General features: G+C 37.5%; 29 protein-coding genes and 2 tRNA genes. 12 read left to right on the plus strand and 19 right to left on the minus strand.

Features of this window, described 5'->3' with window-relative positions; translation table 11 throughout:
* The first annotated feature begins 35 nt into the window (after positions 1–35).
* Genes PRO_RS02280 through PRO_RS02290 form a run of 3 tightly spaced genes read left to right on the plus strand, consistent with a single transcriptional unit; the run spans position 36 to position 2,484 of the window.
* Positions 36–1,049 (plus strand): ABC transporter ATP-binding protein, encoded by a 1,014-nt coding sequence (locus PRO_RS02280; protein WP_011124600.1) that lies wholly within the window; start codon positions 36–38, stop codon positions 1,047–1,049.
* A gap of 59 nt (positions 1,050–1,108) precedes the next feature.
* On the plus strand, positions 1,109–1,960 hold the full coding sequence (locus PRO_RS02285; RefSeq protein ID WP_011124601.1) for an ABC transporter permease: 852 nt from the start codon (positions 1,109–1,111) through the stop codon (positions 1,958–1,960).
* A gap of 17 nt (positions 1,961–1,977) precedes the next feature.
* Positions 1,978–2,484: a hypothetical protein gene (locus PRO_RS02290; protein WP_011124602.1), complete on the plus strand. Its 507-nt coding sequence runs from the start codon at positions 1,978–1,980 to the stop codon at positions 2,482–2,484.
* 63 nt (positions 2,485–2,547) lie between these two features.
* On the opposite strand, the gene groL is transcribed toward PRO_RS02290, so the two are convergent.
* Positions 2,548–4,239 (minus strand): chaperonin GroEL, encoded by a 1,692-nt coding sequence (groL, locus tag PRO_RS02295; protein WP_011124603.1) that lies wholly within the window; start codon positions 4,237–4,239, stop codon positions 2,548–2,550.
* 129 nt (positions 4,240–4,368) lie between these two features.
* Between groL and PRO_RS02300 the strand changes: the two genes are divergently transcribed.
* Entirely contained in the window at positions 4,369–4,554 is a 186-nt protein-coding gene (locus PRO_RS02300) for a hypothetical protein (protein ID WP_164923186.1), read from the plus strand.
* A gap of 1,080 nt (positions 4,555–5,634) precedes the next feature.
* Here PRO_RS02300 and PRO_RS02305 read toward each other — a convergent pair.
* Entirely contained in the window at positions 5,635–6,039 is a 405-nt protein-coding gene (locus tag PRO_RS02305) for a DUF1824 family protein (RefSeq protein WP_011124606.1), read from the minus strand.
* Between the two features lie 129 nt (positions 6,040–6,168).
* The gene (gene fabG / locus PRO_RS02310) at positions 6,169–6,921 is read right to left on the minus strand and encodes a 3-oxoacyl-[acyl-carrier-protein] reductase (protein WP_011124607.1); all 753 of its coding nucleotides are present in this window, start codon (positions 6,919–6,921) and stop codon (positions 6,169–6,171) included.
* A 115-nt stretch (positions 6,922–7,036) separates the two neighbouring features.
* Here fabG and ispD point away from each other — a divergent pair, with 115 nt between their 5' ends.
* A complete protein-coding gene (gene ispD / locus PRO_RS02315) occupies positions 7,037–7,717 on the plus strand; it encodes a 2-C-methyl-D-erythritol 4-phosphate cytidylyltransferase (RefSeq protein WP_011124608.1) in 681 nt (226 codons plus the stop codon).
* Here the strand turns inward: ispD and PRO_RS02320 are convergent.
* Together PRO_RS02320 and PRO_RS02325 are read right to left on the minus strand one after the other, a co-directional pair.
* Positions 7,698–8,600 (minus strand): S66 peptidase family protein, encoded by a 903-nt coding sequence (locus PRO_RS02320; RefSeq protein ID WP_011124609.1) that lies wholly within the window; start codon positions 8,598–8,600, stop codon positions 7,698–7,700. The genes ispD and PRO_RS02320 overlap by 20 nt on opposite strands.
* A 2-nt stretch (positions 8,601–8,602) precedes the next feature.
* Positions 8,603–9,493, minus strand: a complete 891-nt coding sequence (locus tag PRO_RS02325; protein WP_011124610.1) for a 4-hydroxybenzoate polyprenyltransferase — start codon at positions 9,491–9,493, stop codon at positions 8,603–8,605.
* Positions 9,494–9,599: 106 nt separating this feature from the next.
* On the opposite strand from PRO_RS02325, the gene PRO_RS02330 reads away from it, so the two are divergent.
* Positions 9,600–11,225 (plus strand): Ppx/GppA phosphatase family protein, encoded by a 1,626-nt coding sequence (locus PRO_RS02330; protein ID WP_052039688.1) that lies wholly within the window; start codon positions 9,600–9,602, stop codon positions 11,223–11,225.
* Positions 11,226–11,429: 204 nt separating this feature from the next.
* Here the strand turns inward: PRO_RS02330 and cobM are convergent, their stop codons facing one another.
* Genes cobM through petC form a run of 4 tightly spaced genes read right to left on the minus strand, consistent with a single transcriptional unit; the run spans position 11,430 to position 14,638 of the window.
* Positions 11,430–12,182, minus strand: a complete 753-nt coding sequence (gene cobM, locus PRO_RS02335) for a precorrin-4 C(11)-methyltransferase (protein ID WP_011124612.1) — start codon at positions 12,180–12,182, stop codon at positions 11,430–11,432.
* A complete protein-coding gene (gene lgt / locus PRO_RS02340; RefSeq protein ID WP_011124613.1) occupies positions 12,179–13,090 on the minus strand; it encodes a prolipoprotein diacylglyceryl transferase in 912 nt (303 codons plus the stop codon). The genes cobM and lgt overlap by 4 nt, the downstream gene beginning before the upstream one ends.
* Before the next feature lie 22 nt (positions 13,091–13,112).
* Positions 13,113–14,045: a cytochrome f gene (gene petA / locus PRO_RS02345; RefSeq protein ID WP_011124614.1), complete on the minus strand. Its 933-nt coding sequence runs from the start codon at positions 14,043–14,045 to the stop codon at positions 13,113–13,115.
* Between the two features lie 56 nt (positions 14,046–14,101).
* Entirely contained in the window at positions 14,102–14,638 is a 537-nt protein-coding gene (gene petC / locus PRO_RS02350) for a cytochrome b6-f complex iron-sulfur subunit (protein WP_011124615.1), read from the minus strand.
* Between the two features lie 150 nt (positions 14,639–14,788).
* Between petC and PRO_RS02355 the strand changes: the two genes are divergently transcribed.
* The gene (locus tag PRO_RS02355; protein WP_011124616.1) at positions 14,789–15,082 is read left to right on the plus strand and encodes a DUF3067 family protein; all 294 of its coding nucleotides are present in this window, start codon (positions 14,789–14,791) and stop codon (positions 15,080–15,082) included.
* Here PRO_RS02355 and tatC read toward each other — a convergent pair.
* The 3 genes from tatC to PRO_RS02370 form a co-directional block, all read right to left on the minus strand.
* Positions 15,045–15,797: a twin-arginine translocase subunit TatC gene (tatC, locus tag PRO_RS02360; RefSeq protein ID WP_011124617.1), complete on the minus strand. Its 753-nt coding sequence runs from the start codon at positions 15,795–15,797 to the stop codon at positions 15,045–15,047. The genes PRO_RS02355 and tatC overlap by 38 nt on opposite strands.
* Positions 15,798–15,965: 168 nt before the next feature.
* Positions 15,966–16,268: a hypothetical protein gene (locus tag PRO_RS02365; protein WP_011124618.1), complete on the minus strand. Its 303-nt coding sequence runs from the start codon at positions 16,266–16,268 to the stop codon at positions 15,966–15,968.
* Between the two features lie 37 nt (positions 16,269–16,305).
* Positions 16,306–18,021, minus strand: a complete 1,716-nt coding sequence (locus PRO_RS02370; protein WP_011124619.1) for an NFACT RNA binding domain-containing protein — start codon at positions 18,019–18,021, stop codon at positions 16,306–16,308.
* A 64-nt stretch (positions 18,022–18,085) separates the two neighbouring features.
* Here PRO_RS02370 and gmk point away from each other — a divergent pair, with 64 nt between their 5' ends.
* Positions 18,086–18,640 (plus strand): guanylate kinase, encoded by a 555-nt coding sequence (gmk, locus tag PRO_RS02375; RefSeq protein WP_011124620.1) that lies wholly within the window; start codon positions 18,086–18,088, stop codon positions 18,638–18,640.
* A gap of 13 nt (positions 18,641–18,653) precedes the next feature.
* Here gmk and psaJ read toward each other — a convergent pair whose 3' ends face one another.
* Positions 18,654–18,788: a photosystem I reaction center subunit IX gene (gene psaJ / locus PRO_RS02380; protein WP_011124621.1), complete on the minus strand. Its 135-nt coding sequence runs from the start codon at positions 18,786–18,788 to the stop codon at positions 18,654–18,656.
* A 59-nt stretch (positions 18,789–18,847) separates the two neighbouring features.
* Positions 18,848–19,399, minus strand: a complete 552-nt coding sequence (locus tag PRO_RS02385) for a photosystem I reaction center subunit III (RefSeq protein WP_011124622.1) — start codon at positions 19,397–19,399, stop codon at positions 18,848–18,850.
* A 78-nt stretch (positions 19,400–19,477) separates the two neighbouring features.
* Between PRO_RS02385 and tsaD the strand changes: the two genes are divergently transcribed.
* From tsaD to PRO_RS02400, 3 genes are all read left to right on the plus strand, one after another.
* Positions 19,478–20,548, plus strand: a complete 1,071-nt coding sequence (gene tsaD / locus PRO_RS02390; protein ID WP_011124623.1) for a tRNA (adenosine(37)-N6)-threonylcarbamoyltransferase complex transferase subunit TsaD — start codon at positions 19,478–19,480, stop codon at positions 20,546–20,548.
* Positions 20,549–20,586: 38 nt separating this feature from the next.
* A complete protein-coding gene (locus PRO_RS02395; protein ID WP_011124624.1) occupies positions 20,587–20,769 on the plus strand; it encodes a high light inducible protein in 183 nt (60 codons plus the stop codon).
* A gap of 194 nt (positions 20,770–20,963) precedes the next feature.
* Positions 20,964–22,160 carry a cation:proton antiporter gene (locus tag PRO_RS02400; protein WP_011124625.1) on the plus strand — a complete coding sequence of 399 codons (1,197 nt, stop codon included), beginning with the start codon at positions 20,964–20,966 and terminating at the stop codon, positions 22,158–22,160.
* 19 nt (positions 22,161–22,179) lie between these two features.
* On the opposite strand, the gene gltX is transcribed toward PRO_RS02400, so the two are convergent.
* The 5 genes from gltX to rplS all read right to left on the minus strand — a co-directional run bounded on the left by gltX (position 22,180) and on the right by rplS (position 24,714).
* Positions 22,180–23,610 (minus strand): glutamate--tRNA ligase, encoded by a 1,431-nt coding sequence (gltX, locus tag PRO_RS02405; RefSeq protein ID WP_011124626.1) that lies wholly within the window; start codon positions 23,608–23,610, stop codon positions 22,180–22,182.
* Between the two features lie 20 nt (positions 23,611–23,630).
* Positions 23,631–23,704, minus strand: a tRNA-Asp gene (locus tag PRO_RS02410).
* 167 nt (positions 23,705–23,871) lie between these two features.
* Positions 23,872–24,060 carry a hyperconserved protein Hcp gene (locus PRO_RS02415; RefSeq protein ID WP_006043540.1) on the minus strand — a complete coding sequence of 63 codons (189 nt, stop codon included), beginning with the start codon at positions 24,058–24,060 and terminating at the stop codon, positions 23,872–23,874.
* 36 nt (positions 24,061–24,096) lie between these two features.
* Positions 24,097–24,169 (minus strand) — tRNA-Trp (locus PRO_RS02420).
* Between the two features lie 62 nt (positions 24,170–24,231).
* Complete coding sequence (gene rplS, locus PRO_RS02425; protein WP_011124627.1) at positions 24,232–24,714, minus strand: 50S ribosomal protein L19; 483 nt, start codon at positions 24,712–24,714, stop codon at positions 24,232–24,234.
* A 442-nt stretch (positions 24,715–25,156) separates the two neighbouring features.
* Here rplS and map point away from each other — a divergent pair, with 442 nt between their 5' ends.
* Positions 25,157–25,993, plus strand: a complete 837-nt coding sequence (gene map, locus PRO_RS02430; protein ID WP_011124629.1) for a type I methionyl aminopeptidase — start codon at positions 25,157–25,159, stop codon at positions 25,991–25,993.
* The last annotated feature ends 4 nt before the right edge of the window (positions 25,994–25,997 follow it).

Here is a 25,997-nt window from a genome sequence, read left to right on the forward strand (position 1 = left end):
ATAAGAAAGTAATTAATTAGCTGATTTCTTCTTTAATGTCATTTGTAGAGTTAAAAGATATAGAGAAGTCCTATGGCCCTGTAAAAGCTTTAAGGAAGTTTACTCTTTCAATTCCTAAAGGGTCTCTTTTTGGTCTTCTTGGGCCAAATGGATCTGGGAAAAGCACTACCCTTAGGATTCTTTGTACGTTGTTGGAACCTGATTCTGGAGAGGTCATTGTCGGAGGAGAAAATGCTTTGAAAAACCCAAGAGGTGTTAGAAAAAAGATTGGTTATGTTGCTCAAGAAGTTGCAATAGATAAAATATTATCCGGCAGGGAACTACTTCAACTGCACGGAGATCTTTATCATTTACCTAGAACTTTTCGAAACAGCAAAATACAGGAGCTAATTGCTCGACTTGATATGAGTGAATGGATAGACCGTAGAACTGGCTCTTATTCAGGGGGCATGAGAAGACGCCTTGACCTTGCTTCAGGTTTAATGCATGAACCGGAGTTATTGGTTTTGGATGAACCTACTGTTGGCTTGGATATCGAGAGCCGAGCCGCTATTTGGTCTTTATTAAGAGAACTATGTGCAGATGGCACAACTATTCTTTTGAGCAGTCATTATCTTGAAGAGGTTGATGCACTTTCTGATCAAATGGCAATCATTGATTCAGGCAAAGTTATTGCAAGTGGATCACCTGATGAACTAAAAAGTAAACTAGGTAATAAAAGAGTAAGTTTAAAAGTAAGAGAATTTAGTAATGAAGAAGAGGCTGAAAAAGTCAAGTCTATTATTGAAAATATTAAAGGATTGCATGACATTATTTTAAATCGTTCCCAAGGGTTTTCTTTAAACTTTTTTGCTGATGATTCAGAGCCTCTGAATATTTTACGTACTCAATTAACTAACGCAGGATATGATATTTTTGCGCTTGCCGAAAGTCGCCCAAGTCTAGATGATGTCTATCTTCAGGCAACTGGCCAAACACTTATGGATGTGGAACTTGAGATTGCAAGCAAGAGAGATTTGAAGAAAGAGGCTAAACAGGCAATGAGATAAAAATTTGCTTTTACTTATTGCACTTCCTTAAAAAATCTCGGTATTTTAAACTTATGGACATGACTATCTCTTCATCAATCTCAGCTAAAACAAATCAAGATTTTAAATTTCTGCAATTTAGCCAAGAAGTTCTAGCTCTTACCAAGAGGCTTTTTCTACAGTTAATACGTAGACCTTCGACATTAATTGCTGGAATACTTCAGCCTTTGATATGGCTTATTTTATTTGGAGCTTTGTTTTCAAATGCTCCCGCAAATTTTTTGCCAGGAGGAATGGATTATGGAAGCTTTCTTGGTGCAGGAATAATTGTATTTACAGCATTTAGTGGTGCTCTTAATGCTGGGTTGCCAGTGATGTTTGACCGTGAGTTTGGTTTCTTAAATCGTTTATTAGTTGCTCCATTAGAGAGCCGAAGTTCTATTTTGATCTCTTCAGTGATTTATATAACCACTATTAGTATATTGCAGAGTTTTGCGATTATGACAGCAGCATTTTTTCTTGGATATGGATGGCCAGCTAATGGAGGTATTTTTCTCGTTTTGATAACTCTTTTAATATTAGTTTTTGGTGTAACAGCATTAAGTTTGGGTTTGGCATTTGTTTTGCCAGGACATATTGAATTACTAGCAGTGATATTTGTTACCAACCTTCCTTTGCTTTTTGCAAGTACTGCTTTAGTTCCAATTTCTTTCATGCCTGCATGGTTGGGCTGGCTAGCAGCACTTAATCCTCTTACCTTTGCTATAGAACCTATTCGAGCTGCATATAGCAGTTCCTTTAATTTAGGTAGTGTTCTTATTCATGCTCCTTATGGAGACATATCAGGATATGGATGCTTATTCCTTTTAACGGTTCTAACAATAGGATTGTTCTTTGCTATTAAACCACTCCTAAATCGCAAACTCATTTAATTCCTTGATTACAAACAATGCCAATAGAAATTTCCCCTCGTAGAAAAGATCAACTCCGATCACAAATTCAAGAAGCAGTCGAGCTTGATGCTAACGATCATCTTCATTGCTTAAAGGCTCAATGGGTACATCGTTATGGCATTGAAACTCTTCAAGAAATTGAATTAAAAGAAAAAATTCTTGAGGTTTCGACAAATAAGGATCTCGAAATTTTCCAGCCTTCTAAGAGCGACATGTTTGATGAGCAGAAAAGCATAGAGGAAAATAAAACCCTTGCTAATACCCTAATTCAGGAAACTTCTTTGCAAGACAGTTCAAATTCTCAAAGCTGTCAACTTGATAATGTTGAACTTGAGACTACTGAATTAATTGATAAGGCTCAAAGTTGTAGCTCTGATGAAGATAATGATCAATTATTTACTCCTCTAAGTAGTCCTAACTCACCACCACCACCACCACCATCTTTAAACCATTTGAGACGTTGGCTTCCGTTGATTGGTGATTCACTCCCTAAAGCTTCTTAGTTGATTCAAAAACACATTAGGTATATAGATTTTGTATGAGTGATTTTTTATATAGATAATCAATCACATCATCCCAGGCATGCCCATTCCGCCCATCCCAGGCATGCCCATTCCGCCCATTCCGCCCATTCCGCCCATTCCGCCCATTGGATCTCCACCACCTTCTCCACCAGCAGGAGATGGCGGTTCTGGTTTGTCTGCAATAATTACTTCAGTTGTTATAAGAAGAGATGCGATTGAGACTGCATCTTGTAGAGCTAGCCTAATTACTTTCACAGCATCAATAATGCCAGCTGAAATTAAGTCTTCATATTGTCCTGTGGCGGCATTAAATCCTTTCCCAAGTCGCTGTATTTCAGAAACTACAACATCTCCATTCTCCCCTGCATTTAAAGCAATTTGTTTTGCAGGAGCAGAAAGAGCTTTCTTGATAATATCTACGCCTGTAGCTTGATCACCATCTAAACTTTTAGAAAGTGAATCAAGCTCTTCTCCTAACTTAATTAGAGTAGACCCACCTCCAGCAACAATACCTTCCTCTACGGCAGCACGAGTTGCATTTAGTGCATCTTCAATTCTTAGCTTGCGATTCTTTAATTCGGTTTCGGTTGGGGCACCTACTTTGATAACGGCAACCCCTCCAGCGAGTTTCGCAATCCGCTCATTTAACTTTTCTTTATCGTAATCAGAATCTGTTTGATCTAGTTCTCTTTTTATAGACGCCACTCTAGAGGCAACCTCTTTTTTTGTGTCGTCATTGGCAACTATTGTGGTCGACTCTTTTGTAATTGTTATTTTCCTAGCTTTACCTAAGTCAGCTAATGAAACTTTATCTAATGTCATAGCTTTGTCTTCGCTAATTAATGTTCCTTTTGTAAGAACTGCAATATCTGCTAGAGCAGCTTTTCTTCTTTCTCCAAAAGATGGTGCTCTTACTGATGCAACTTGTAGAACTCCACGATTTTTATTGACTACAAGAGTAGCTAAAGCTTCTCCATCAACTTCTTCAGCTAAAATAACAAGAGGGGAAGAACTTTTCTGAACAGTTTCTAATACCGGAACAAGATCAGCAATTGAACTTATTTTTCTATCAGTAATTAATAATAAAGGGTTTTCAAATTCACAAATCTGTCTTTCTGCATCAGTAACAAAGTATGGAGAGCTATATCCTCTATCAAAAGCCATTCCTTCTGTTATTTCTAACTCGGTGTTCAATGATTTTGACTCTTCTACTGTAATTACTCCGTCAACCGATACTTTATCCATTGCTTCGGCAACCATTGCTCCAATTTCTTCATCACCACCTGAGCTAACTGTTGCAACTTGAAGAACTTTGTCCCCACTAATTTTTTTGCTTTGTTGTTGGAGTTTGTCAACAATATGAGAAACAGCTTTTTCCATCCCTCTCCGAATTTCAATTGGACTTGCTCCTGCAGCAGTATTCTTTAGACCTTCATGCACCATGACTTGAGCTAAGACTGTTGCGGTAGTAGTACCGTCACCCGCTTTGTCTTTTGTTTTAGAAGCAACTTGTTCAATAAGTTTTGCCCCTAAGTTCTCAAAAGGATTTTCAAGCTCAATATCTCTAGCAATGGTAACTCCGTCATTAACGATGTCTGGAGCTCCAAATTTCTTTTCAAGTACGACATTCCTGCCTTTTGGACCAATAGTTACTTTGACTGCATCTGCAAGAGAATTCACCCCATTCTCTAGAGCTCCTCTGGATTCATCGGAAGATCTAATAATTTTTGACATTTTTGTTTTTGGAGCCTGTTCACAATTTGTGTATTAACACTCTTACGCAAAGCTTGATGTTAATAAGTGGGGAAATCCGAATCCTTTGAATTTTAGATTCAAATAGTGCTTAATGCCTCTTGGCAGATTATGGTTCAAAGTATGAATGATTCAGGATCACTGTTTTTCATATTGATGGCTGGCCTGGCAGGGACAATGACTTTGATTTATTTCCCTTTACGCCTTTTCTTAACAGCCACAGCTAGAAGTAGAAGGTTAAAGCTATTACAGCGTATTCGGAAGCTTCGCGATGAGCTTGGCCAACCGATTGAATAACTTGTGATGGAGCTAGTTTTTCTTTTTTCATAAGAGAAGGTTGTTTAACCAATTTTTTTTGAGTTGAGACTTCCTTGAGTAAAGGCCTTTAAATTTATTCACGCCTATTTGGTAGCTCTATTTTCCCTTTTGATTATTATTTCTTGGCATTCCGTGAGAATAGATTCCTTTGTTAGTTAGAAGCTTTTAGCAGATGGAACTTGAAAAACTTGATTAAGGGCATTTTTGAGTAGAGTATGTTTGAAATTTTGCTCTTAAAAGGCATTATAGAAATATGGAAAATGATTTCGCAGCAACTCTTCAGAAATACTTTCTCTTTGTGCTCTTAGGCATTGCTTTGTTTGCAATCCTTGGGCTCTTTGTGTTTTTTCTTTTATCAACTTATTAAATAGTTGTGTATTTAATAGCAAGTCTTTGAAACTTTGTAGCTAAGGCGCCATTATGAATTTATGAAAAGAGTTTTTGGCCGTTGGATAATCCCTAGCTGGGCAAGCATGTCATCTCAAGAAAAATTGCAGTGCAAAAGGTTTTGTTTGTTACCTTTATTTGCTTATGGGGTACTCATATTTCTAAATAAATATGCGCTTACTCTTCTGATAATGCTACTTATATATTTTGCATATCAATACTTTGAAAAGAAGAAGAGATAAATAGTCAATCTTTTCTTGTGTGAATCCAACCAAAGTATTTTAACATTCGTTGATGGATATAGAACATCTGAGTTTTGTTTAAGATAAATGGTTCATTGCGTTTATTTTTAAAAACTTGCAAGGCTATATAAGACTGTATCCCTAGGAAAGCAATCAGTATTGTAGCAAGACCAATCACCTCAAAAATGCTTTGATTTAAGTCTAATGATCTTAGATTTAAATTGCATGATAGCCTTTAAAAAAGTTCTTAAAGTCACTTTAATTGTAATATTTTACTGGTCTTGCTGATAAATTTACTTGAAGAATCCTCTAAAAAGTGTTTTTTATTTTTGATCTCTATTGACTTAATTCAAGTATCTCCAGAAAGGTATATAGAAATGGTTGAATTACAGTGCTAAAAGTTTCAATGCATTGAATTAATTTATAAGATTTAATTCTTAGCTTTGAAAATATTTAAAGGAAAGGGGCCAAAAGTATTCGCAATTTTCTGATCTTTATTGTATTGACAACTTAAGAGGACTCCTTCGCCTAAGCCATATTCAACTCTGATATGAACATCTCCTGTGTTTTGATTAGCTTTAAGGAAAACGGGCCCATCTTCTTGAGGCTTTGTTGCTACTTTCATTGGGGACCAACTAAAAAGACTTTCCATTTCTTTTAAAACAAAAATCGCATGCATGCATGAAGGAGCCATTATTCCAACAGTGAACCAATCAGCGTCATCCATATATGAACTAAGTTCTTTTAATAATCTTTTCTCTTGGTTTATATCTAGCATTGGAGCTGAGCGAATCTTTCTAAGATCATTAAGAGAATTAATTTCCGCATTAATCATTCCTTGCTATAGCATGTATCATTTGTCTTCATAACGTTCCAAAAGGCAGCTGTCTAGAGAGCTGCTTCTCTTGCAAGTGTTTTATACAATTATCATTGGAAAATACTTAATTATTTTGTTTGGAAATTCTTAGCTCATAACCATTCCACCATCAACTTGAAGAACTTGCCCTGTTATATAAGAAGAGGCTGGATCTGCAGCTAGAAAACGAACTGTCCCAGCAACATGCTCAGTACTCCCAAAATGCCCTAATGGGATCGCTGAAAGTATTGGTTCTGCATCTAACTCTTTTGTCATATCTGTTTCTATAAAGCCAGGTGCAACAGCATTTACTGTGATACCTCTACTAGCAAATTCTTTTGCAGCACTCTTTGTGAAGCCAATTACCCCTGCTTTTGCAGAAGCGTAATTTGCTTGTCCTGCATTACCCATTAATCCTACAACTGAAGTGATATTGATGATGCGCCCTTTTCTTTGTTTAAGCATTGATCTTGAAACTGCTTTAGTGCACAGGAAAACACCAGTGAGGTTTAGATTTAATACTGATTGCCAATCTTCAGTTTTCATCCTCATTAATAGACCATCTTTGGTTATACCCGCGTTGTTTATCAAAATATCTATATGATCACTTTTTTCTAATACAGTATCTACCAATTCATTTACAGAACTCTCGTCTGCCACATTTGCTTGCAATGCATATGCTTTCCCTCCAGTGCTTTTGATTAAGGAGACTACTTCTTCTGCTTTGGTTGCTGAATTTGCATAGTTCACTACAACTTCTGCGCCTGCCTGAGCAAGGTTCAAGGCAATAGCTTTCCCTATTCCTCTGCTTGCCCCTGTGACAATTGCAGTTTGGCCAATAAGAAGTGATGAAGAAGTCATACGATTTTTGTTTCCTTGATCCAATAGATCAACGTAGTTTGTACTAAGCCTAATAAATTAGATCAGTGTTGATTAAGTTGAAAGGAGTTAAGACCTTTCTTAAAAGGAGAAAGTTTTGCATTTATTAATTGCTGCTGCCGGTAGTGGTAAACGCATGGGAGCTAATTGCAACAAGTTATTGCTAAAAGTTGCTGGTAGATCAGTTTTAGCATGGACCTTGGATGCGGTTAAGAGATCGAATTCTATAAGTTGGATAGGAATTGTTGGCCAGCCTTCTGATAAAGAAGCAATAGTTTCTATTTTTGATGAATGTGCTCTTCAAGCTAAATGGATTAACGGAGGTGATTCGCGCCAAGAGTCTGTGCAATTAGGTTTAGAGGGTTTGCCTCTTGATGCAAAACATGTTCTTATTCATGATGGTGCGAGATGTTTGGTAGAACCAGAATTGTTTGACAAGTGTAGTGAGATGCTCAGGCAAGGGGTTTCTGTGATTGCAGCAACTCCTGTAATTGACACGATAAAAAAAGTTTCTTTGGATGGCTTTATCAACAAAACCTTCAATAGAGCTGAATTGTGGGCAGCTCAAACACCTCAGGGCTTCAATGTTGAACAATTAAGACAAGGACACAAAAAGGCGCTTGTTAACAATTGGACTGTTACTGATGATGCATCACTTTTCGAAAAACTAGGTTGGCCTGTGAAGATTTTGGAATCTTCTCCATCTAACATTAAAGTTACTACTCCATTTGATTTGCTTATTGCTGACGCATTGCTTTCTAGCAGGGGTGCAGACTAAGACGACCTGAGTAACCATCAAGGGTTGCTTCCCATCCAAGAGGCAGAGCAGCATTTCCGCAACAATGACCAATCGGCAAGTTTGCTATCACAGGAATATTTAGATCAATAGAGCGTTCTTTAAGAATTTCGTTCAGAGTAAATGCTTGTGAAGCATTGTCTGTGTCTTGATCTACGCAATCAATGAAGCTTCCAAAAGCTAGTCCAGCAAGATTCTGGAGAATCCCATTTAGACGCCATTGAGTTAACATTCTGTCAATACGGTATGGTGCCTCTCCAATGTCTTCAAGTACCAAAATTACACCTCTTAAATCTGGAATATGTCTACTTCCAAGTAGATGAGAGGCTACGGTTAGATTAGTTGCAACTATTGGACCTTTGGCAATGCCTCCAACCCATGGCTCACCATAGAGGTCAGGTGCAGACTTGTTAAATAAAATAGATTTCAGCCTTTCTTTGCTCCATTCAGGCTCTTTAGCAATAGAAGTGACTAGGGGACCATGAATTGAACCATCAAATCCTGCGGAAAGTCTCGCAAGAAGAATTGATGATAAATCTGAAAAGCCAAGGAGCCATCCTTTTTGCCATGGTTGATTATGTTCTAATAGACGTGCTGCCCCCCACCCTCCTCTTGCAAAGGCAATTAAATTGGGCGTTTCTTCTGGGTGTAATTCCTTGAGCCTAACTGTATCTTCGCCTGAAAAATAACCCCAATGTCTTCCTTTTACAACTTGATTTTTGCATATTAAGCCCCATTCTTTAAAGACTTGCAATCCCTCAAGAAGAGAGGTGTCATTATTAATGACTGAACTGATCGACACACTAAGCACATCATCGCCTTTTTGTAGTCGTGGTGTAATGGTGTAAGGCTCAAGTAAAACCATTCTTAAAAATTTCCAAGTATCAATCCGAATAGTATTAGGCCACCTAAAAATACTTGATTGCGAAAATGCTTGCCAAATTTGTTTGTATTAGCCTCAAGCTCTTTTAAAGAAAAAACCTCTTTTTGCATCCCTATACTTGCTATAAGCCAAAAAGGCCAGAATATTATTCCTATGTCTTTGGTTAAGGCGCTAAACGCGATCAGTGTTGATGTAAGTGCATAGCAAATAAAAACCGATTTTAAAGCTTTTTGACCAAGAGATAAGGCACTGCTTTGCAAACCTAGTTTTTTGTCGTCATCCTTGTCGGCCATTGCGTAAACAGTATCAAAACCAAAAGTCCATACCATTGTCGCCAACCAACAGGTAAGTAATGGAAAGCCACCATTTAATGAATGTTCACTTGCTGCCCAAGGAATTAGAACAGCAAAGCCCCAGCAGAACGCAAGAAGAACTTGTGGATATCTAAACCATCTTTTAGATGATGGATATATAAGTATTGGAACCAATGCCATTGCCGCCAGTTTTAAAGAAAGGTTTTGGCTAGGGGTTGGTAGCAACAAAATGACTTTCAAGCTTATAATCAGTAGAAATATAAGCAGAGAAAATGCCTCTACTATTGAGAGACTGCCATTGGCTAAAGGTCTGTTTTTAGTCCGTTTGACCTTTGAATCTATTTTTCTATCCCAAAGATCATTAGCAATACACCCTGCGCCGCTAACAGATATCGCTCCTGCAATTATTAATGTAACCAACTCTTTAGAAGGAGGTGCATTAGGAGTGAGCCATAATGACCACCCCGCAGGAATTAATAAAATCAGCCTTCCTGTAGGTTTATTCCAACGAAGAAGATGAAAAATATTTAGGAGTTTTTTGGTTAATAGGAAAGATTTCACTTGCAGATTGTTTTAGTAAGGTGAATCAATTGCTGCTAGATTCAATTTTGATCCTTTGGGACTTGTTGTGTCAAAGAGCCCTGTTGAAATTACAGGTGAGGAGTCAATATCAACTAGTCATGCCGAAATTTATCAAAGTAAAGATTCCAGGTTTAGAAATAATGAAAAAATCCGTCGAGTAGCTGCTGTTGATATAGGAACAAATTCCATTCATTTGGTTATTGCATCAGTAGACCCTAGTTTGAATACCTTTAGCATTGATCTTGCAGAGAAATCTTCTACTAGATTAGGTAATAGAGATCCAGAGAATGGTGATCTGACTGAATCTGCAAAAGAGAGAACTATTGAAACTTTGAAACGGTTTAAAGATCTTGCTTTCAGTCATAAGGTAGATGAGATTCTTTTAGCAGCAACAAGTGCAGTTAGAGAGGCTCCAAATGGAGCAGGTTTTTTGCAGCAAATTAATGCCAATCTTGGCCTAGAAGTAGAGCTGGTGAGTGGACCTGAAGAGGCTAGGCTCATTTATCTGGGCGTTCTTTCAGGAATGCCTTTTGGTGAAACTCCTCATATCTTGCTTGACATTGGTGGTGGATCAACAGAATTAGTGCTTGCTGATGGCCAAGATGCGAGAGCTTTAACTAGTACAAGACTTGGTGCAGTAAGCCTGCAAAGAGATTTCGTAAAGGAGGAGCCAATATCATCTCAGCGACTTGAGTTCTTGAAAACTTTTATACAGGGATCTTTGGAACCAGCTATTAATAAAGTTTGTTCTCGTATTAATGAAGGAGAAAAAACTGCTTTAGTTGCCACTAGTGGGACTGCACTTGCAATAGGAACTTTGGCCGCATCAGAACAGCAAAACTTTGAATTTAGAAAACATGGTTACAAATTCACTAAAGAACAATTAGACAAATTAATTGAAAAATTATTAATTATGACTCCTGATCAAAGGAGAAAGCTCCCTTCAATAAGTGATCGACGAGCTGAGATTATTGTTCCAGGTGCATTGATAATGCAAGTTGCAATGCAGATGCTTGATATAGAAGAGGTTATTCTCAGTGAAAGGGCCTTGCGAGAAGGCTTGGTTGTAGATTGGATGTTTAGGAAAGGGCTATTAAAGGATCGCTTTAGTTTTCAAGGAAGCATTCGTGAAAGAACCGTAATTCATCAACTAGAAAGGTTTTCAGTTAATAGACAACGTGCCGAGCGTGTAGCAGCAAATGCATTGGATATTTATGACAATACACACGGAGCATTGCATCACGATGAAGGGGATGGGAGAGATTTGCTTTGGGCTGCTGCTTTGTTGCATTCATGCGGCCAACATATCAATTTAGCCTCTTTTCACAAACATTCTTGGTATTTAATTCGGCATGGTGAATTATTAGGTTATTCACAGGCAGAGCATTTAATGGTTGCTGCTATTGCTAGATATCACAGGAAAAGTCTGCCTAAAAAAAGACATGAGGCTTGGCAATCTTTGTTTAATAAAGAGCATCGACGAATTGTTTCTGAAATGTCTTTAATTCTTAGATTGTCAGCTGCATTAGATAGACGCCCTGAACCAGCAATTGCTTCTCTAAGAGTTGCATGCAGTTCTTCTGAAATTATCTTTTACCTTGTCCCAGAGGGTACAAAGCAAAATTTAGCTCTAGAGATTTGGAGCTTAAGTAATTGCATCCCAATAGTAAAAAGTTTAACTGGATTTGATTTAAAAGTTTTAGTTGATTGAAATTTATATTGAGCGATAAAAGATAATTTCATTGATATACTTTAGGACTTGATTTATTGTTTTTTGGTACTTTAATAGCTTTTTTTAGTCACCTTTAAAACAAAATTAATCCCAAACTTCGTTGTTGATGCAGCTAAAAACAAATCAATTAAAGACAATATAAGTACAAAAATCTATGTTCTTTTCTTTTTTGATAGGGATCACTTATTTTTTTCTAAATAAATGCTTGTGTTCATCAGAATAAAGCTTTGAGCGTTTGTCATGTGATTTTAATGCAGGGCTAATGATGTAGAGGGTAGTCCTAAAAAGTCCTTTGTCTCTTGATGCTGCTGCCATTTGATTCAAAGGAACTATTTTTAACCATTGATCTTTCCATGTGACTCTATAGCCAATTGCTACTGGGGTGTCTTTCGGGTAATAAGTCAATAATGTTTTTTGGACATCTTCTACATGCCTTGCGCTTAGATATAAGCATAAAGAAGCACCTATTTTGGCCAGGTTTTCTAATTTTTCTGCTTCAGGGATACCAGTCCTCCCTCCCGATCTGCTAAGGACAATAGTTTGAACTATTCCTGGAATTGTCAGCTCTTTTTTTAATTCTGATGCAGTTGCTTGATATGCGCTAATACCTGGAATAATTTCAACATCAATGCCTTCTTCTGCCAGAGCATAGATTTGTTCTGAAATTGCTCCATATAAGCAAGGATCACCATCATGTAATCGAACTACTCTCTTGCCTTGCTGGGCTTTACTTATAAGTAGAGCAAGAATTTCTTCAAGAGTTAATGAACTGGTAGCAAATTTCTCACAAGTTTTTGATGTTAACTCAGCAATTTCAGGAGAAATTAATGAATCTGTCCATATCAAAACCTCTGCATTTTGTAATCTATTTAATGCTCTTAGAGTTAATAAATCTGCAGAGCCTGGACCTGCTCCAACTATTGCAATTTTGTTCATTTCTTTCTATTCCTAGTGATACCAAAATTTGGCATTTTTCTTTTGCTTTGATAAATCCACCAAAGCCCAAAGGAGCCAAGGCAAATCAATAGAAAACTTATTAATTGGGCGATTCGAAGTCCTCCTTCACAGAAAGGTGGGGAACCGCCTAAACAAAGAGGATCAATTCTTAATCCTTCAATCCATATACGTCCAAGACTATAGGTAATTAAATATATGCAGCTCAAAGCACCTGAAGGTAGTTTCATCAATCCTCTAATATTTAATCGAAATAAGAAAATTAGTATTAAAAAAATGCAAATATTCCAGAGTGATTCATAAAGAAACGTTGGGTGAAAATAGCTTTGATCAGAAAAGGATTCTGGCCTTGAAGAGAAAGGGATGAATAGTTTCCAAGGTTGGTTAGTTGGTAGTCCAAAAGCTTCATTGTTAAAGAAATTCCCCCATCTACCTATTGCTTGTCCCAAGGCAACTGATGGTACAAGAACATCTAGAACATCCCAAAATCTTTGTTTTTTTATTCGACAGAAAAGAATTATAGAGATTGTGCCCATAATTAATGCGCCATGTATAGCAATACCTCCATTCCAAATTTCAAGAAAACTTGGTATGGGAATTTGTAATCCTAAAAGATGTACTTTGCTCCAAAAATTAACTCCATTGTAGTTATTCCATTCAAAGGAAACGTAATAAAACCTTGCGCCAAAAATCGAGCTTAATATTAGTATTGGCATTAGGTCATTAATTATTCCAGGATTGATATTTCTATAACTCCCAAGACGGGTGGATAGCTTTAGGCCAATTAATACTGATATTGCAATAAGTATTCCATACCATCGAACAGTTAAAGTACCAAGTTCTATTAACTCAGCACCTGGAGATCTAAAGGTAGCAATTATACCTTCCATTTATAAAGGAAGTTTTATTCTTTTAGATTCCCTCTGCAGCTTGAACTTTTTCAACTTGCTTTTTCTTTAAAACTAGTAATATTTGAGTTAGTGCAACTCCTGCAAAGAATGCAATTAAGCCTATAACTCTTGCAGGACTTTGAAGAACAATTTCTGTATCCAATTGTCCAAAACCTCCAACATTAGGATCTGAAGTTAGAGGTATTCCTATATCGATAGTTTGACCTTCTTTAACAACTAAGCTAGGACCTACAGGTATCTCCTCTATAATTGCTTCCCCTGATTCAGTCTGAATAGTTATATTCGTACCACCATCTTTATTAGGCTCAATGGTTGAAATTAACCCAGCTGCTGTAGAAGTGAAAATAGAATTATTGCTTTTTTCTCCTGTGGGATAAACCTGCCCTCTTCCACGATTACCTCCTACATTAATTGAATATTTTCCGAAATGAATATTCTTATCTTTTGCAGGATCAGGAGAAAGTATAGGGAAAACTATTTCTTTATTTTGATCTCCAGGTAAAGGGCCTACAAGAATAATATTGTCTTTTTCTTCACTATATTGAGTAAAATAAACACCTTTGGTTTCTTCTTTTATATCTTCAGTCCAACGATCTTGTGGTGCAAGTTTAAAGCCGTCAGGAAGCATTACTACTGCACCTACTTGAAGAGGTACTTTGCTGCCATCTGCGCCGATTTCTTCAGTACCAGGTTTGTAAGGTATTTTGACAGCTGCTTTAAATACACTATCTGCACCAACTGACTGAGGAACTTCTACTTGAGTTGTCATCTTTGCTAAGTGACAGTTAGCACAAACTAATTTCCCTGTAGCCTCTCTGGGATTTTCATAATTTTGTTGGGCCCAAAAAGGATAAGCAAAGCTTGAAGATGGAGAAATTATTATAGAAAGCCCAATAATTATTGAGCCTAGGAAAAAAGTAAGTATGCGGCGCATGATTTGATTCTAATGATTGAGAAAGAAGTAAGGAAGAATTGACATTCTGGAAAAATTTATGCCCACCATGGCTTATCTCCAGTCCTGAAATCTGTTTCAGTCCATTGACTAACCAATACGTTGTCATCATCTATATCTATATGAGTTAAAGCTAAAGAAAGTGGAGCAGGCCCCCTTACAACTTTCCCATTTGCATCGTATTGGCTTCCATGACAGGGGCAAATGTATTTATTTGCTCCACTATTCCAAGGAACTACACAACCTAGATGAGTACAGATTGCATTTATTCCAAAATTGCCGATAGCTGCATCACCATCAACAATTAAATAAGTCGGATCTCCTTTTAGACCCTGGACAAGACTTCTATCACCAGCAGGATGATTGGAAAGCCATCCAGTAGCTGTTACTGCATTGCCGAGTTCATCTTTAGCAGTTGTTCCTCCAGTACCTCCCCCTGCTCTTAATGGCATGAAGAAATTGGCAACAGGGTACAGAGCACCTAATGCAACTCCAGTAGCAGTGCCAAAAGTAAGAAGGTTCATGAACTGACGCCTGCCCATGGAGGGCACATCACTAGGACTCATTTGTGTCATGCCAGATGTTCACACAGCTCATAATTGTTACCATTATGACCTGTAAAGGTACTCTCCTGCTTGAAAAAATAGGGATCTAAATATGATTTAGTTGATTTTGAGGCTAATTCCATTTCTGGTAGTGCATCTTCTCCATTAAAAGTTGATGAGGTGATCGGATTTCTTCGTAATAAATGGGGGGTTAGATATGAATTAAGACTTTTAGTCAAAGGTAAAAGCATGTACTTACAAATAATGTGGGGATACTTGGAGCAGCAATCTTTTCCTTTGTCTGAAAGTGAATATCGGGCAATGCTAGCTGAAATACTTGAAGTTATAAATCGTTTAGGAAGAGCTTGCATGGTTAGATCTTGGTTATTACAAGTAAAAAGGAAGCCTAGAGTTGGAAAAGCACTTAGTTTGCCTCTTAGGGTGGATGAACGGTCGGAGGAATTTGTTCTTTGAATTGATCTGTAATTGCTACAAGTAGAATTCCTAAAAGGAATAAAAACAATATTGAAGTTGCTAGTAGCAACATTGTAATTGGATCAGTAGAAGGCGTAATAACTGCACCTGCTATAGCCGAGCCCATAAGTACCCATCTCCATGCTGACAGCATTTGTTTCCATTGAACAAGACCAAACAGTCCTAAAAGGAATTGTAAAATTGGAATTTGAAAAGATAAACCTGTTCCAACCATTAGAAGCAAAACAAAATCTAAATATTTTTCAATCGACCAAAGAGGCTCAACTACATCTGCTCCATAACTTATTAGGAATTTTAATGCAGCAGGAACTAGAGCCCACCAAGCAAAAAATATTCCAAATATAAATAAAATTCCTGAACCGGCTACTGCAGGGGCAATTAACCTTTTTTCATTTTCATTAAGGCCAGGTAAAACAAAAGAGAGTATTTGAAAAACAATATATGGCAGTGCAATTATTAACCCTGCATAACCGGCTACTTTAATCGATACAAACAGAAATTCTCCTGGGGCAAGTTGAAGAAAATGAATGGAGCCAGCAGGTGCTTCTAATATCTTCACTAATGGCTTTACTAGAAGAAGCGATAAAACAGCGCCAAGTACAATCGCAAAGAAACTTTTCAGCAATCTTTGACGCAATTCTTCAAGATGATCAAAGAATGGCATTTGTTTGTCCTGAGAAGGCTCTTTTGACATTTTTTTTTGAGCTGTTCAGGAAAGTTGTAAATTCTTTTTATTTATACTAATGATATTAATAATAAAATAGAGGCAGATTATTTTTAAGATATAAATTTGAAAAGGTTAAATTATTGAATACCTTTAATATATTGGTTCGTAGATTTATAAAAGGTTTTAAGTATTCCTTTAGGCAAATCTCCCTCGTTTGGAGGTGTTTTGCCGGTTATTGCTAGATTTAGATTTAGGGTTTGTTGGATCAGGAAGTATGAAAGGAGGACATTCGTTTAAAGTTGATGCTCCATAAGTCTCATATTCTTTATAGCCTCCCATCTTTCCATTGGTTTTCATTAAGGCACTTATAAATGCTAATAGGAGAAATACGGTTGGTGCGCCAATGATTAATGCTGCCCCAAAAATGTAGCCGACTAGAAACTCCGCAAAAGTATGATTCCCTAGGAATTCATGCGATCCAACAATAAATTCAAACATTCAAATTACTCTGCTTGGCTACAGATGATACGTCATTCTAGGCATTTTTAGTTGATTGCTCTAAATACTTTTGACCATTAGATGGGTAGCCCCATAAAACTTTGCTATCTCTTGGGCTTACCATTCCAGGGGCAGTGCCTTTAAGTTTTTTAAGTTTATTGGTTGGAACCATTAGAATAGAAACTTTTTTGTTTTGTTTCGCTTTGCTAAACAATGCAGCCAAATCAGCTCCTACTTTTAAATCATCTTGATCTATTTTTCCATTGGATGCTTTTATAACGACATGGCTCCCAGGACTCTCTTGAGCATGAAACCATATATCACCTTTATTAGCTTTCCTGATACTGATTAATTCATTTTGATGATGATTGCGACCTATTTGTATTATTAATCCACTAGGGCTTTGCAGTTGAAGTATATTAGTAATATCTTTTTTTTGTTTAATCTTCTTAGTTCCTTTTTGTTGTTTTAATAAGAGATAGTTTTCTATATCTTCTTTAAGAATTAAAATATCTTCTATTTTGCTGGCTTTATTTTCTTTAGTATTATTCATAATATATTCTAGAAATAGCTCAATTTCATTAGCAAAACTAAGTCTTTCTTTGTGATAGGAAATTCTTTCCATTAAAATTGCTTTTGATCTTTTAAGCTTTTTGACTTTGTTATAGAGCTTTTGAGCTTGGGCTACTTGTTTTTTGGTTGGATTATTTAAACAAAGTATATTTTCTGCTTGAATCTGAAGTGATTTAATTTCAGAGATTTTAGAAAATAACTCTTCTTGGGTTTTAAGAGATTTTTCCTCATTTGCCTTTATTCTGATGATGTCTTCAGAAAGTCTTTTGTAAGTATGGTTTAATTTTTTGGCTTCTAAGTTGTTTTTGTAATAATTGCCAAGGGATAGACTTATCTTTTTGTAATTATCATCATTTGAGAGATTTGGTTTCCATACTCTATAGGCACTAGGTCCACTAAAGCTAATGCAGAAATTTTCTCTTTCTAAATCTTTTAGCCATTTAGACCATCTGTAATGAAGGCGCTTCCAATCAGTTTGTGATAATGCTTGAACTTGAAGGTTCAGAAATTCTTCGGCAGATTCTTTCTCTTCACTTGCTAATTGAAGAGATAAGGAGGGACTAATCCCTTGATAGCAATCCTTTAAAGCTTCTTTTAGTGTTTTTGGAAGCATCGATAAATTACTTTTCCATTCCTCAAACGATTCACTTCTCTTAGGGGGCTGGCCATTTAAGGGAGGAGGAGGCACATACTTATCACCTGTACCAATTGGCCTTAGACGAGATTGATTTTTGCGCACTTGTTTACCAAGAGTTATTACTTGTCGAGATTCATTGAGTAACAAAAAATTGCTATGACGTCCCATGATTTCTAGAACGAGGAACTTTTCAAAATTTTCATTTGGTCTAAATGCAAGACCGAATTCAACTATTCGTTCGAATCCATTCTGCTTTAATTCGATTAAAGCCATTCCTTTAGTCCCAAATTTTATTTGCTTGCATAAAGTGCTTTCACCAGAAATTTTAGCTGGGGGGTCTATCTGAACAATGCGAGCTGAATCTGCGTGCCAACAAATTTCGATCCAAATTAAATCTCTTAATGTACGAAAACCGATTTGCAAGGTGTGATTGTCAGATTGCTGAACTTTTTCAAGGCGACTTGGCACTATTTCTTTTCGCAAATCTGCCAGCACAGCCTGCAGACTGGTTATGTCCATCATTTGAAGAGGTAAATCATTCATATGATTAGAAAGATCATTTGGCGCAGAAATTCTTTTTGCTTATCCACTGGATTCAATCAATGCTATGACTAATTACAATGGTTTGATAGTAATTACTGGACCCAGTGGGGTTGGTAAAGGAACTCTAGTAAAGAAATTGCTTCTTGAAAATCCAGAGATTTGGCTGTCAATTTCGGCCACTACTCGTACTCCTAGAGAAGGAGAAATTAATGGTAAAGACTATTTCTTTTTAAATAAAAAAGAGTTTATAGACCTTGTAGACAAGGAGGGGTTTCTTGAATGGGCTGAATTTGCCGGCAATTTTTATGGAACCCCTCGAGCCCAAGCTCAAGAGAAAATCTCAGTTGGTAAGAAAGTTTTGCTAGAAATTGAGTTAGATGGAGCTAGGCAGGTTAGAAAGACTTTCCCAGAAGGATTCCAAATATTTATAGCTCCTCCTAGCTTTGAAGAACTTGAAAAACGTATTAGAACAAGAGGTACTGATTCTGAGCTAGCCATTCAAAGTCGTCTGAACAGAGCAAAAGAAGAATTATTAGCTAAGAATGAATTCGATGCGATAGTAATTAATGATCAGCTAGATATTGCTTTATTAGAAATAAAAAAACTAATTAAAAGCTAGTACTTTTTATTAGTTATAGGCCAGGATGGAATAATAGATCTGGTACAAATCTATTCCATTCAACAAGAATACCTGCAGTAATAACAATCCAAATTGTTGCTACTACTGGAGCAGATCTAAACCATTTGGTAGAGAAGATTTTAAACATTTACTTAAGTTTGTAGTGGTAAGTGAATAGTTGGTTAAGTAAGTGATGAAATATTTTTATTAGCGAGGACCATTTAAACTAATGTTTTCATCTTTCTCTCTAAGATCACCACTTCTACCTTGTTTATTAGCCTCTACAGGCCATGCAGCTCCTTTGATTAAACATTGTCTTGCAAGGGCAAAATCAATGATTATCTCATTTTCAGCAGGGTTTTTAGTCTTTTTAGATGCTCTTAGGTATTCTCTGCCAGACCATCCAATAATGCCTGCAACATAAATGAAAATATGGCCCGGAATTAAAATATCCCCTTCATGATGCCTATTTGCAAGAGCACCCCAAGGTTCGATAGTCGCAGCTATTACAAGATGTGGTAACCCATCATCTCCGCAGGAAGCTTTGCTATATCTCTCGAATCTGGCTATGTCTTTGGGAGTAGTGGCCTGGCTAGCACGCTCGTTAAATCGAGTATTCTCAGAGCATGTGGTCAGTGCTGAGGCTGTGAAGTCAGTGGCTGCCCTGTCGGCATTGACAGCTTCACCAGCTGCATTAACGATTGGAGCTAAACCTAAAAGAAGGAAAGCTGATAGAAGAATTGAGAAGAGACGACGCATTAGTTCGAATCCTTATTTAACCTGTCTTAATTAGAACAGGATTCACTACAACTACGTTAAATGAGATACGCCTAAATGATGCAAACAGTACTCTCCCTCGAAACAAGTTGTGACGAGAGCGCCGCAGCTCTAGTGAAATTTAATGAAGGAAAATTTGAGATTTTGGCAAATTCTATTGCCTCTCAGGCCAATGAGCATGCTAAATGGGGAGGAGTTGTCCCAGAAATAGCATCAAGAAGACACCTTGAGAGCTTGCCTTTTTTAATTCAAGAGGTTTTCAGTCAATCTGGGATTAATTTCTCTGATGTAAATGCAATTGCAGCAACAGTTGCTCCTGGTCTAAGTGGAGCATTATTAGTTGGTTCAGTAACAGCTAGAACATTGTCCTGTCTTCATGATCTCCCGTTTTTAGGTATTCATCATTTGGAAGGACATCTTTGCTCTGCTTTGCTTTCGGAGAATCCTCCCGTTCCTCCTTATTTAGTGTTGTTAGTAAGTGGTGGTCATACTGAGTTAATCCAAGTAGACAGAAATTTTACTTATAAAAGGGTTGGGAGAAGCCATGATGATGCTGCAGGAGAAGCCTTTGACAAAGTTGCAAGGCTATTAGGTCTTTCTTATCCAGGAGGACCTGCTATTGAGAAATTTGCGAAAAAGGGAGATCCTGCCAGCTTCCATTTCCCTAAAGGTAGAGTTTCAAAGCCAGAAGGGGGGTTCTATCCTTATGATTTTTCGTTTAGTGGACTTAAAACAGCTGTATTGCGAAAGGTAGAAAGTATTAGATCAGAAGGAAAACAAATACCTTTAGCCAACCTTGCGGCAAGCTTTGAAAATGTAGTTTCTGAGGTTTTAGTGGAAAGAAGTGTCAAGTATGCTTTTGATCATGGACTGCATTCATTAGTAATGGTTGGAGGAGTTGCAGCTAATACTTGCTTGAGAAAGATGATGGTAAGCAAAGCAGAAGATAAGGCTATTGATGTTTATATGGCACCAAAAGCTTTTTGTACTGATAATGCTGCAATGATAGGCACCGCTGCATTAGTACGTTTAATATCTGGAACAAGTCCTAGTTCATTAGAGCTTGGTGTCTCAGCAAGGTTTGAATTAGATCAATCTGATCTTTTATATAAAAGTGAACCCCCTTTTTAAATGCCATTTATAGCTTCCTTTTTAATAAGCTTAGATTTATGAACTCTCAATCCACTAATAAAGAAAAAAAAGAATCTACTCAATCTGTTGAGAAGAGCGAACTTAATGCCTGGAAAAGAGGGTTTACGCCTCAAGCAGAAATATGGAATGGACGTATGGCTTCAATAGGATTAATTTTAGGGTTGATTGTTTTGATTCTTATTAATAAATTCTACGGGTAAAAAAATTAGCTTTTTTTCTCTAATGTTTTTTTTTCATTATCTCCTATGGATCGCTTACATTATTTAGGTTATTAATTAGTTTTGCAGGGATTTAAAATACGAAATTCAAACTCTTTCAGAATAGTCATTAAGGTGATTAGTCTTATTCAAGATCATTTTGGAGTTAATTCTTTTGATCGGATTTATTGCTTTCTATGACTCCTGAGCGTCTAGGACTGCTTTGGGGAGTCACTGTTTTTGCAGGTGCTGGAGCAAGACTCTTGTCAGTTATTACTGGCTTCCCTGGAGTTGTTTTGCTTCTACTCTCTGGTTTATTGATAGGTAGATCTGGACTAGGACTTGTTGAGCCGCTTGACTTGGGTCAAGGCCTTGAAATAATTGTGGGCTTACTAGTGAGTCTAGTTTTGTTTGATGGAGGCTTAAACCTTCGATTACCTGGAGACACTATAAAAACAACAGTTTTTCGTATTTTAGTAATCAGGCTGTTTATTTCTTTTGCGGCAGTATGGATAGCTGCTCATCTTCTTGCGGGATTGGCTTGGAATGTTTCTGCTGTATATAGCGCAATTGTTCTGGCAACTGGTCCAACTGTGGTTACTCCTCTTGTACAGCAGATTCGATTGGCTGCACCGCTAGGAGATGTTCTTGAGGCTGAAGGATTGGTTTTAGAGCCTGTGGGAGCAGTTTTAGCATTGCTTTTACTTGAATTATTGGTTGGAGACCTTCATGGATGGAAAGAACTGGTGTTTGGTTTATTAGCAAGATTGGGTGGAGGAGTTGCTATTGGATCATTCGCAGGATGGATTCTTTCCGAAGGCCTTAAAAGAATTAAGGCTGATTCAGCAATAGGAATAAGGCTTCAAATAACTTTGGGGGTTTTGTTTTTGTTATATGGAATTTGTGAATGGATTCTGCCTGAGTCAGGATTACCTGCTTCTGTTGCTGCAGGTTTCATTGTAGGAAGAAGTCCATCGATTGAGGTCGACAAATTAGATGAATTGATTAGAGAGTTGGCACAATTAGCTATCACAATGCTTTTCCCACTTCTTGCTGCAGATGTTTCTTGGAGTGAATTAAGCCCTTTAGGATGGGGAGGTGTGAGTTGTGTATTGGTATTGATGCTTGTGGTTCGACCAATGGCAGTAAGCCTTGCAACTATTGGCTTGCCATTGGATTTTAAACAACGTTTATTCCTTGGTTGGTTGGCCCCAAGAGGCATTGTTACTGCTGCAGTTGCGTCACTTTTTGCTATACGACTTGAACAAGCAGGAGTATTAGGCGCTGGTCGACTTCAAGGGTTAGTTTTTTTAACTATTTTAATGACTGTAGGTATTCAAGGGCTAACAGCAAAGCCATTGGCTAAAAAACTGGGATTACTTGCTGAGGATTAGAGAAATTAAAAAACTTTATTTATAAACACCTTTTAATTCTTGCTTGGTCATTCTCCATCATTGCGAGAAGTCCCCATGATGTGATTAAGTCGGGGCCTTGAAGGGTACCAAGTAAAGCTGCTCTAAGACTTTTCATTATTATTCCTTTCTTTATATCTAATGATTTAGAACAACTAGTTATTAATTCAATAGCTATTTCATTTTCTTTCCCATGCCAAGGAGTTTCCTCCAATTTTCTACATATGAATTTCAAAGCTTCTTTAGCTCTTGGTATTTCTAATTGTTGAATCGCATCTTTTTTTAGCAAGGGCTCTTCAAAAAAGACTCTGCTTTCTTCAATCCCATCATTTATGAGAATAAGTGATGGCTTAATTAGATGGACAAGTTTTAACCCCCAGTCTTTACTGGATAAATTCCAACCTTCTTTTGTCCAAAGAGGGATTAGGGAATCAAGAAGTTTTTCATTTGACCAATTATGTATTTCTTGAGAATTTAGCCATTGAAGTTTGTCCCAATCAAACTTTGCACCTGCATTATTAACTCGATCAAAGTCGAATACTGAAGAAGATTCTTTTAAGGTAAATTTTTCTCCCATCCCTTCAGGAGGAGACCAGCCTAGAAGAGTCATGTAGTTGGTCATTGCTTGAGATGTATAACCCATGGTTTTAAAATCGCTGATTGAAGTAACACCATCGCGTTTAGAAAGCTTTCGGCCATCCTTATTTAGGATTAAGGGTGTATGAGCAAATGATGGCTCTTTAAAACCAAGGGCCTTATATAAAAGCAATTGTTTTGCTGTATTCGCTATATGGTCTTCTCCTCTGATCACATGAGTAATTTCCATTGCCGCATCATCTAATACAACAACCAAGTTGTATAAAGGATCACCAATTTCATTTGCTGGAGCTCTTCGAGATATAACCATATCCCCCCCTAAATCTTTACTATTCCAGTGAATAGGACCTCTAACCATGTCGTTCCAATGGACAGATTCTTCATCCTCAATTCGAAAACGGATCACAGCTGATCTTCCATCTTTAATAAATTTTTGTTCTTGTTCTTTCGTTAGTTTTCTATGACGATTGTCATAACGAGGGGCTTCTCCAGAATTGATTTGAGCATCTCTCATTGTTTGCAACTCTTCTTCAGTTGCGAAACATCTATATGCAAGACCTTTATTAATCAAGCTCTTAATAGCTTCCTTATGTTCATGAATTCGCTTGCTTTGAATGATTGGAGCTTCATCCCATTTCAATCCAAGCCATTGAAGACCTTCAAGGATATTAGAGGTGAATTCATCTTTCGATCTCTCTTTATCAGTATCTTCTATTCGAATCAAGAAGGAACCTTTGTTTCTTTGAGCAAATAACCAGTTGAATAAAGCAGTTCGTGCAGTGCCTATATGCAAAGAACCTGTTGGACTAGGAGCAAGTCTTACTCTAACTTTCAAGTTTTTAGTCAATTTGGAAACGGGACCGACGGGATTCGAACCCGCAACTTCCGCCGTGACAGGGCGGTGCTCTAACCAGTTGAACTACGGTCCCAAGGATTAGCGAACTTTTTTAAAAGTCCTGCTGGAGGTGTCTTAATGCCTTAAGTCTGGCAAAAGAAGTATCAACCTATCACCTCACTTACGTCAACCCTTTAAAAAGCTTGCTTTAGAGATTTTTCGTTCTTTAAAACAATTTGTTAGAGATGAACACTTCCAGCTTTAAGGGCGAAAACCAGCTGGTTCAATAAGCCTAACTTGATTCCCTCTAGCAGTAAATTCTCGACCTTGATCGCTTTGTACTACAACCCTCCCACCAGATTTGACTCGTATTACACGTGCCCTAACCCAGCCAAGAGCTGCAGACTCAAGGACTTTTACTACATCACCTGGTTGAAGATCTAACTCCATTCGTAAAACAAAGAAACTGCTATAAGGGTTGTCGAACGCGCCGTGGAGGACTTGAACCCCCGACATCAGGTTTTGGAGACCTGCGTTCTACCAACTGAACTAACGGCGCATTGTAGATGCCCTAGTACCAATGTTGTGACAATGGTATTTGGATCGAACGAGGTCAAGACCTCAGCGATCGAAGCGCTGCTTGACTCGAGTGGCTTTACCAACACGATCACGCAGATAAAAAAGCTTCGCTCTTCTCACTTTACCGCGACGCTCAACTTTAATAGAAGCGACTTGTGGGCTATGCACCATGAATACTCTCTCGACACCAACTCCTTGGAAGATGCGACGGACAGTAATAGTTTGATTTAACCCTCCATGACGTTTAGCAATAATTACTCCTTCATAGGGCTGAACTCGTTCTTTATTCCCTTCACTTATGCGCACTCCTACACGAACAGTATCTCCTACATAGACCTCAGGGACTTTCTTTTTTTGTTGTGACTTCTCAAACTGAGCAATAAGAGCCTGAGCGCTTAGCTTTGTTTTTGAAGGAGAGTCCTTAGGTTTAGTCTCACGGGTTGCCTTTGGAGTTGCTTTGGAGGACTCTTCAATTTCATTGCTTTCCTCTTTGCTTGGAGAGGTATTTTTTAAATCTTCCGTCATCCCAAATACAATTTTATTTTCCGAATAATTATTGTAACTGTTCATAAATCACTTTTTGATAATATTTTGTTTTTTTTCTTGGTAAAACTTTTTTTAGAAAGAACACTTCCTCCTCTGAAGAGCATCGAGAAAAGCCCAAATGTATTTCATGATCCCTCTTGTAGCAAAGCCTTCAGCTTATATATGGTCTTAACCAGTTCATCTGGCCTTTTAAAGGTCCCTCCTTCGGGATTTTTGGTCAGGAGATAACAAAGCAATGTTTAACAGTCATTAACAAGGGTATTGTCGCTTAGGGTGCAATTGAAAGATGAAGATATATAGAAGTTATGACCAAGCTTGTTTTGGGAATTTGATGTATATATGAATATTGATAGCTTGGAGCAACAGTTTCAAGCAAGCTCTATTAGTGAGCATGGGAAATTAAATTATTTTATTTTCGAAGATGAACAAACTATTTGCTGATTTACTTGCTTCATCTTCAGGGTCTAAGAACAATCAAGGGCCCCGCATTCAGAAGAGAAGAGGAGTGGAAATAAAGTCAGCTAGAGAGGTTCAGATCATGCGTAAGTCGAGTCATATAGTTGCAACTGTTCTTAGTGAAATAAATAAAATTGTTGAGCCTGGAATGACTACAGGTGGGTTAGATGAATATGCCGAAAGGAGGATTAGAGAGATGGGAGCTGTGCCAAGTTTTAAGGGTTATCATGGCTTCCCTGCAAGTATTTGTGCAAGTATTAATAATGAAGTTGTTCATGGAATACCAGATTTAAAAAGAGTAATTAAGGCTGGAGATTTATTGAAAGTTGATACGGGTGCATTTTTTGATGGTTATCACGGAGATAGCTGCATAACAATTTGTGTTGGAGATGTTTCTGAAGAAGCGAGTAAATTAAGTAGAGTCGCAAATGAAGCATTAATGGCTGGATTATCACAAATAAGGGCTAATAATACCCTTTTAGATATAGCTGGAGCAATAGAAGATCACGTAACAAAAAATAATTTCAGTGTTGTTGAAGATTATACAGGCCACGGGGTAGGTCGGAACCTTCATGAAGAGCCTTCTGTTTTTAATTTTCGTACAAACGATCTTCCAAATATTAGACTGCGTGAAGGAATGACTTTGGCTGTTGAGCCAATACTTAATGCAGGGAGTAAAGGATGCAGAACACTTCAGGATCAATGGACAGTTGTTACCAAAGATGGAAGCTTATCTGCTCAATGGGAACATACAATTTTGGTAACTAAAAAAGGTTTTGAAATATTGACAGACCGCTCTTGAGATT

It is taken from the genome of Prochlorococcus marinus subsp. marinus str. CCMP1375 (genome assembly GCF_000007925.1).
GTDB classification, from domain to species: Bacteria; Cyanobacteriota; Cyanobacteriia; order PCC-6307; family Cyanobiaceae; genus Prochlorococcus_E; species Prochlorococcus_E marinus.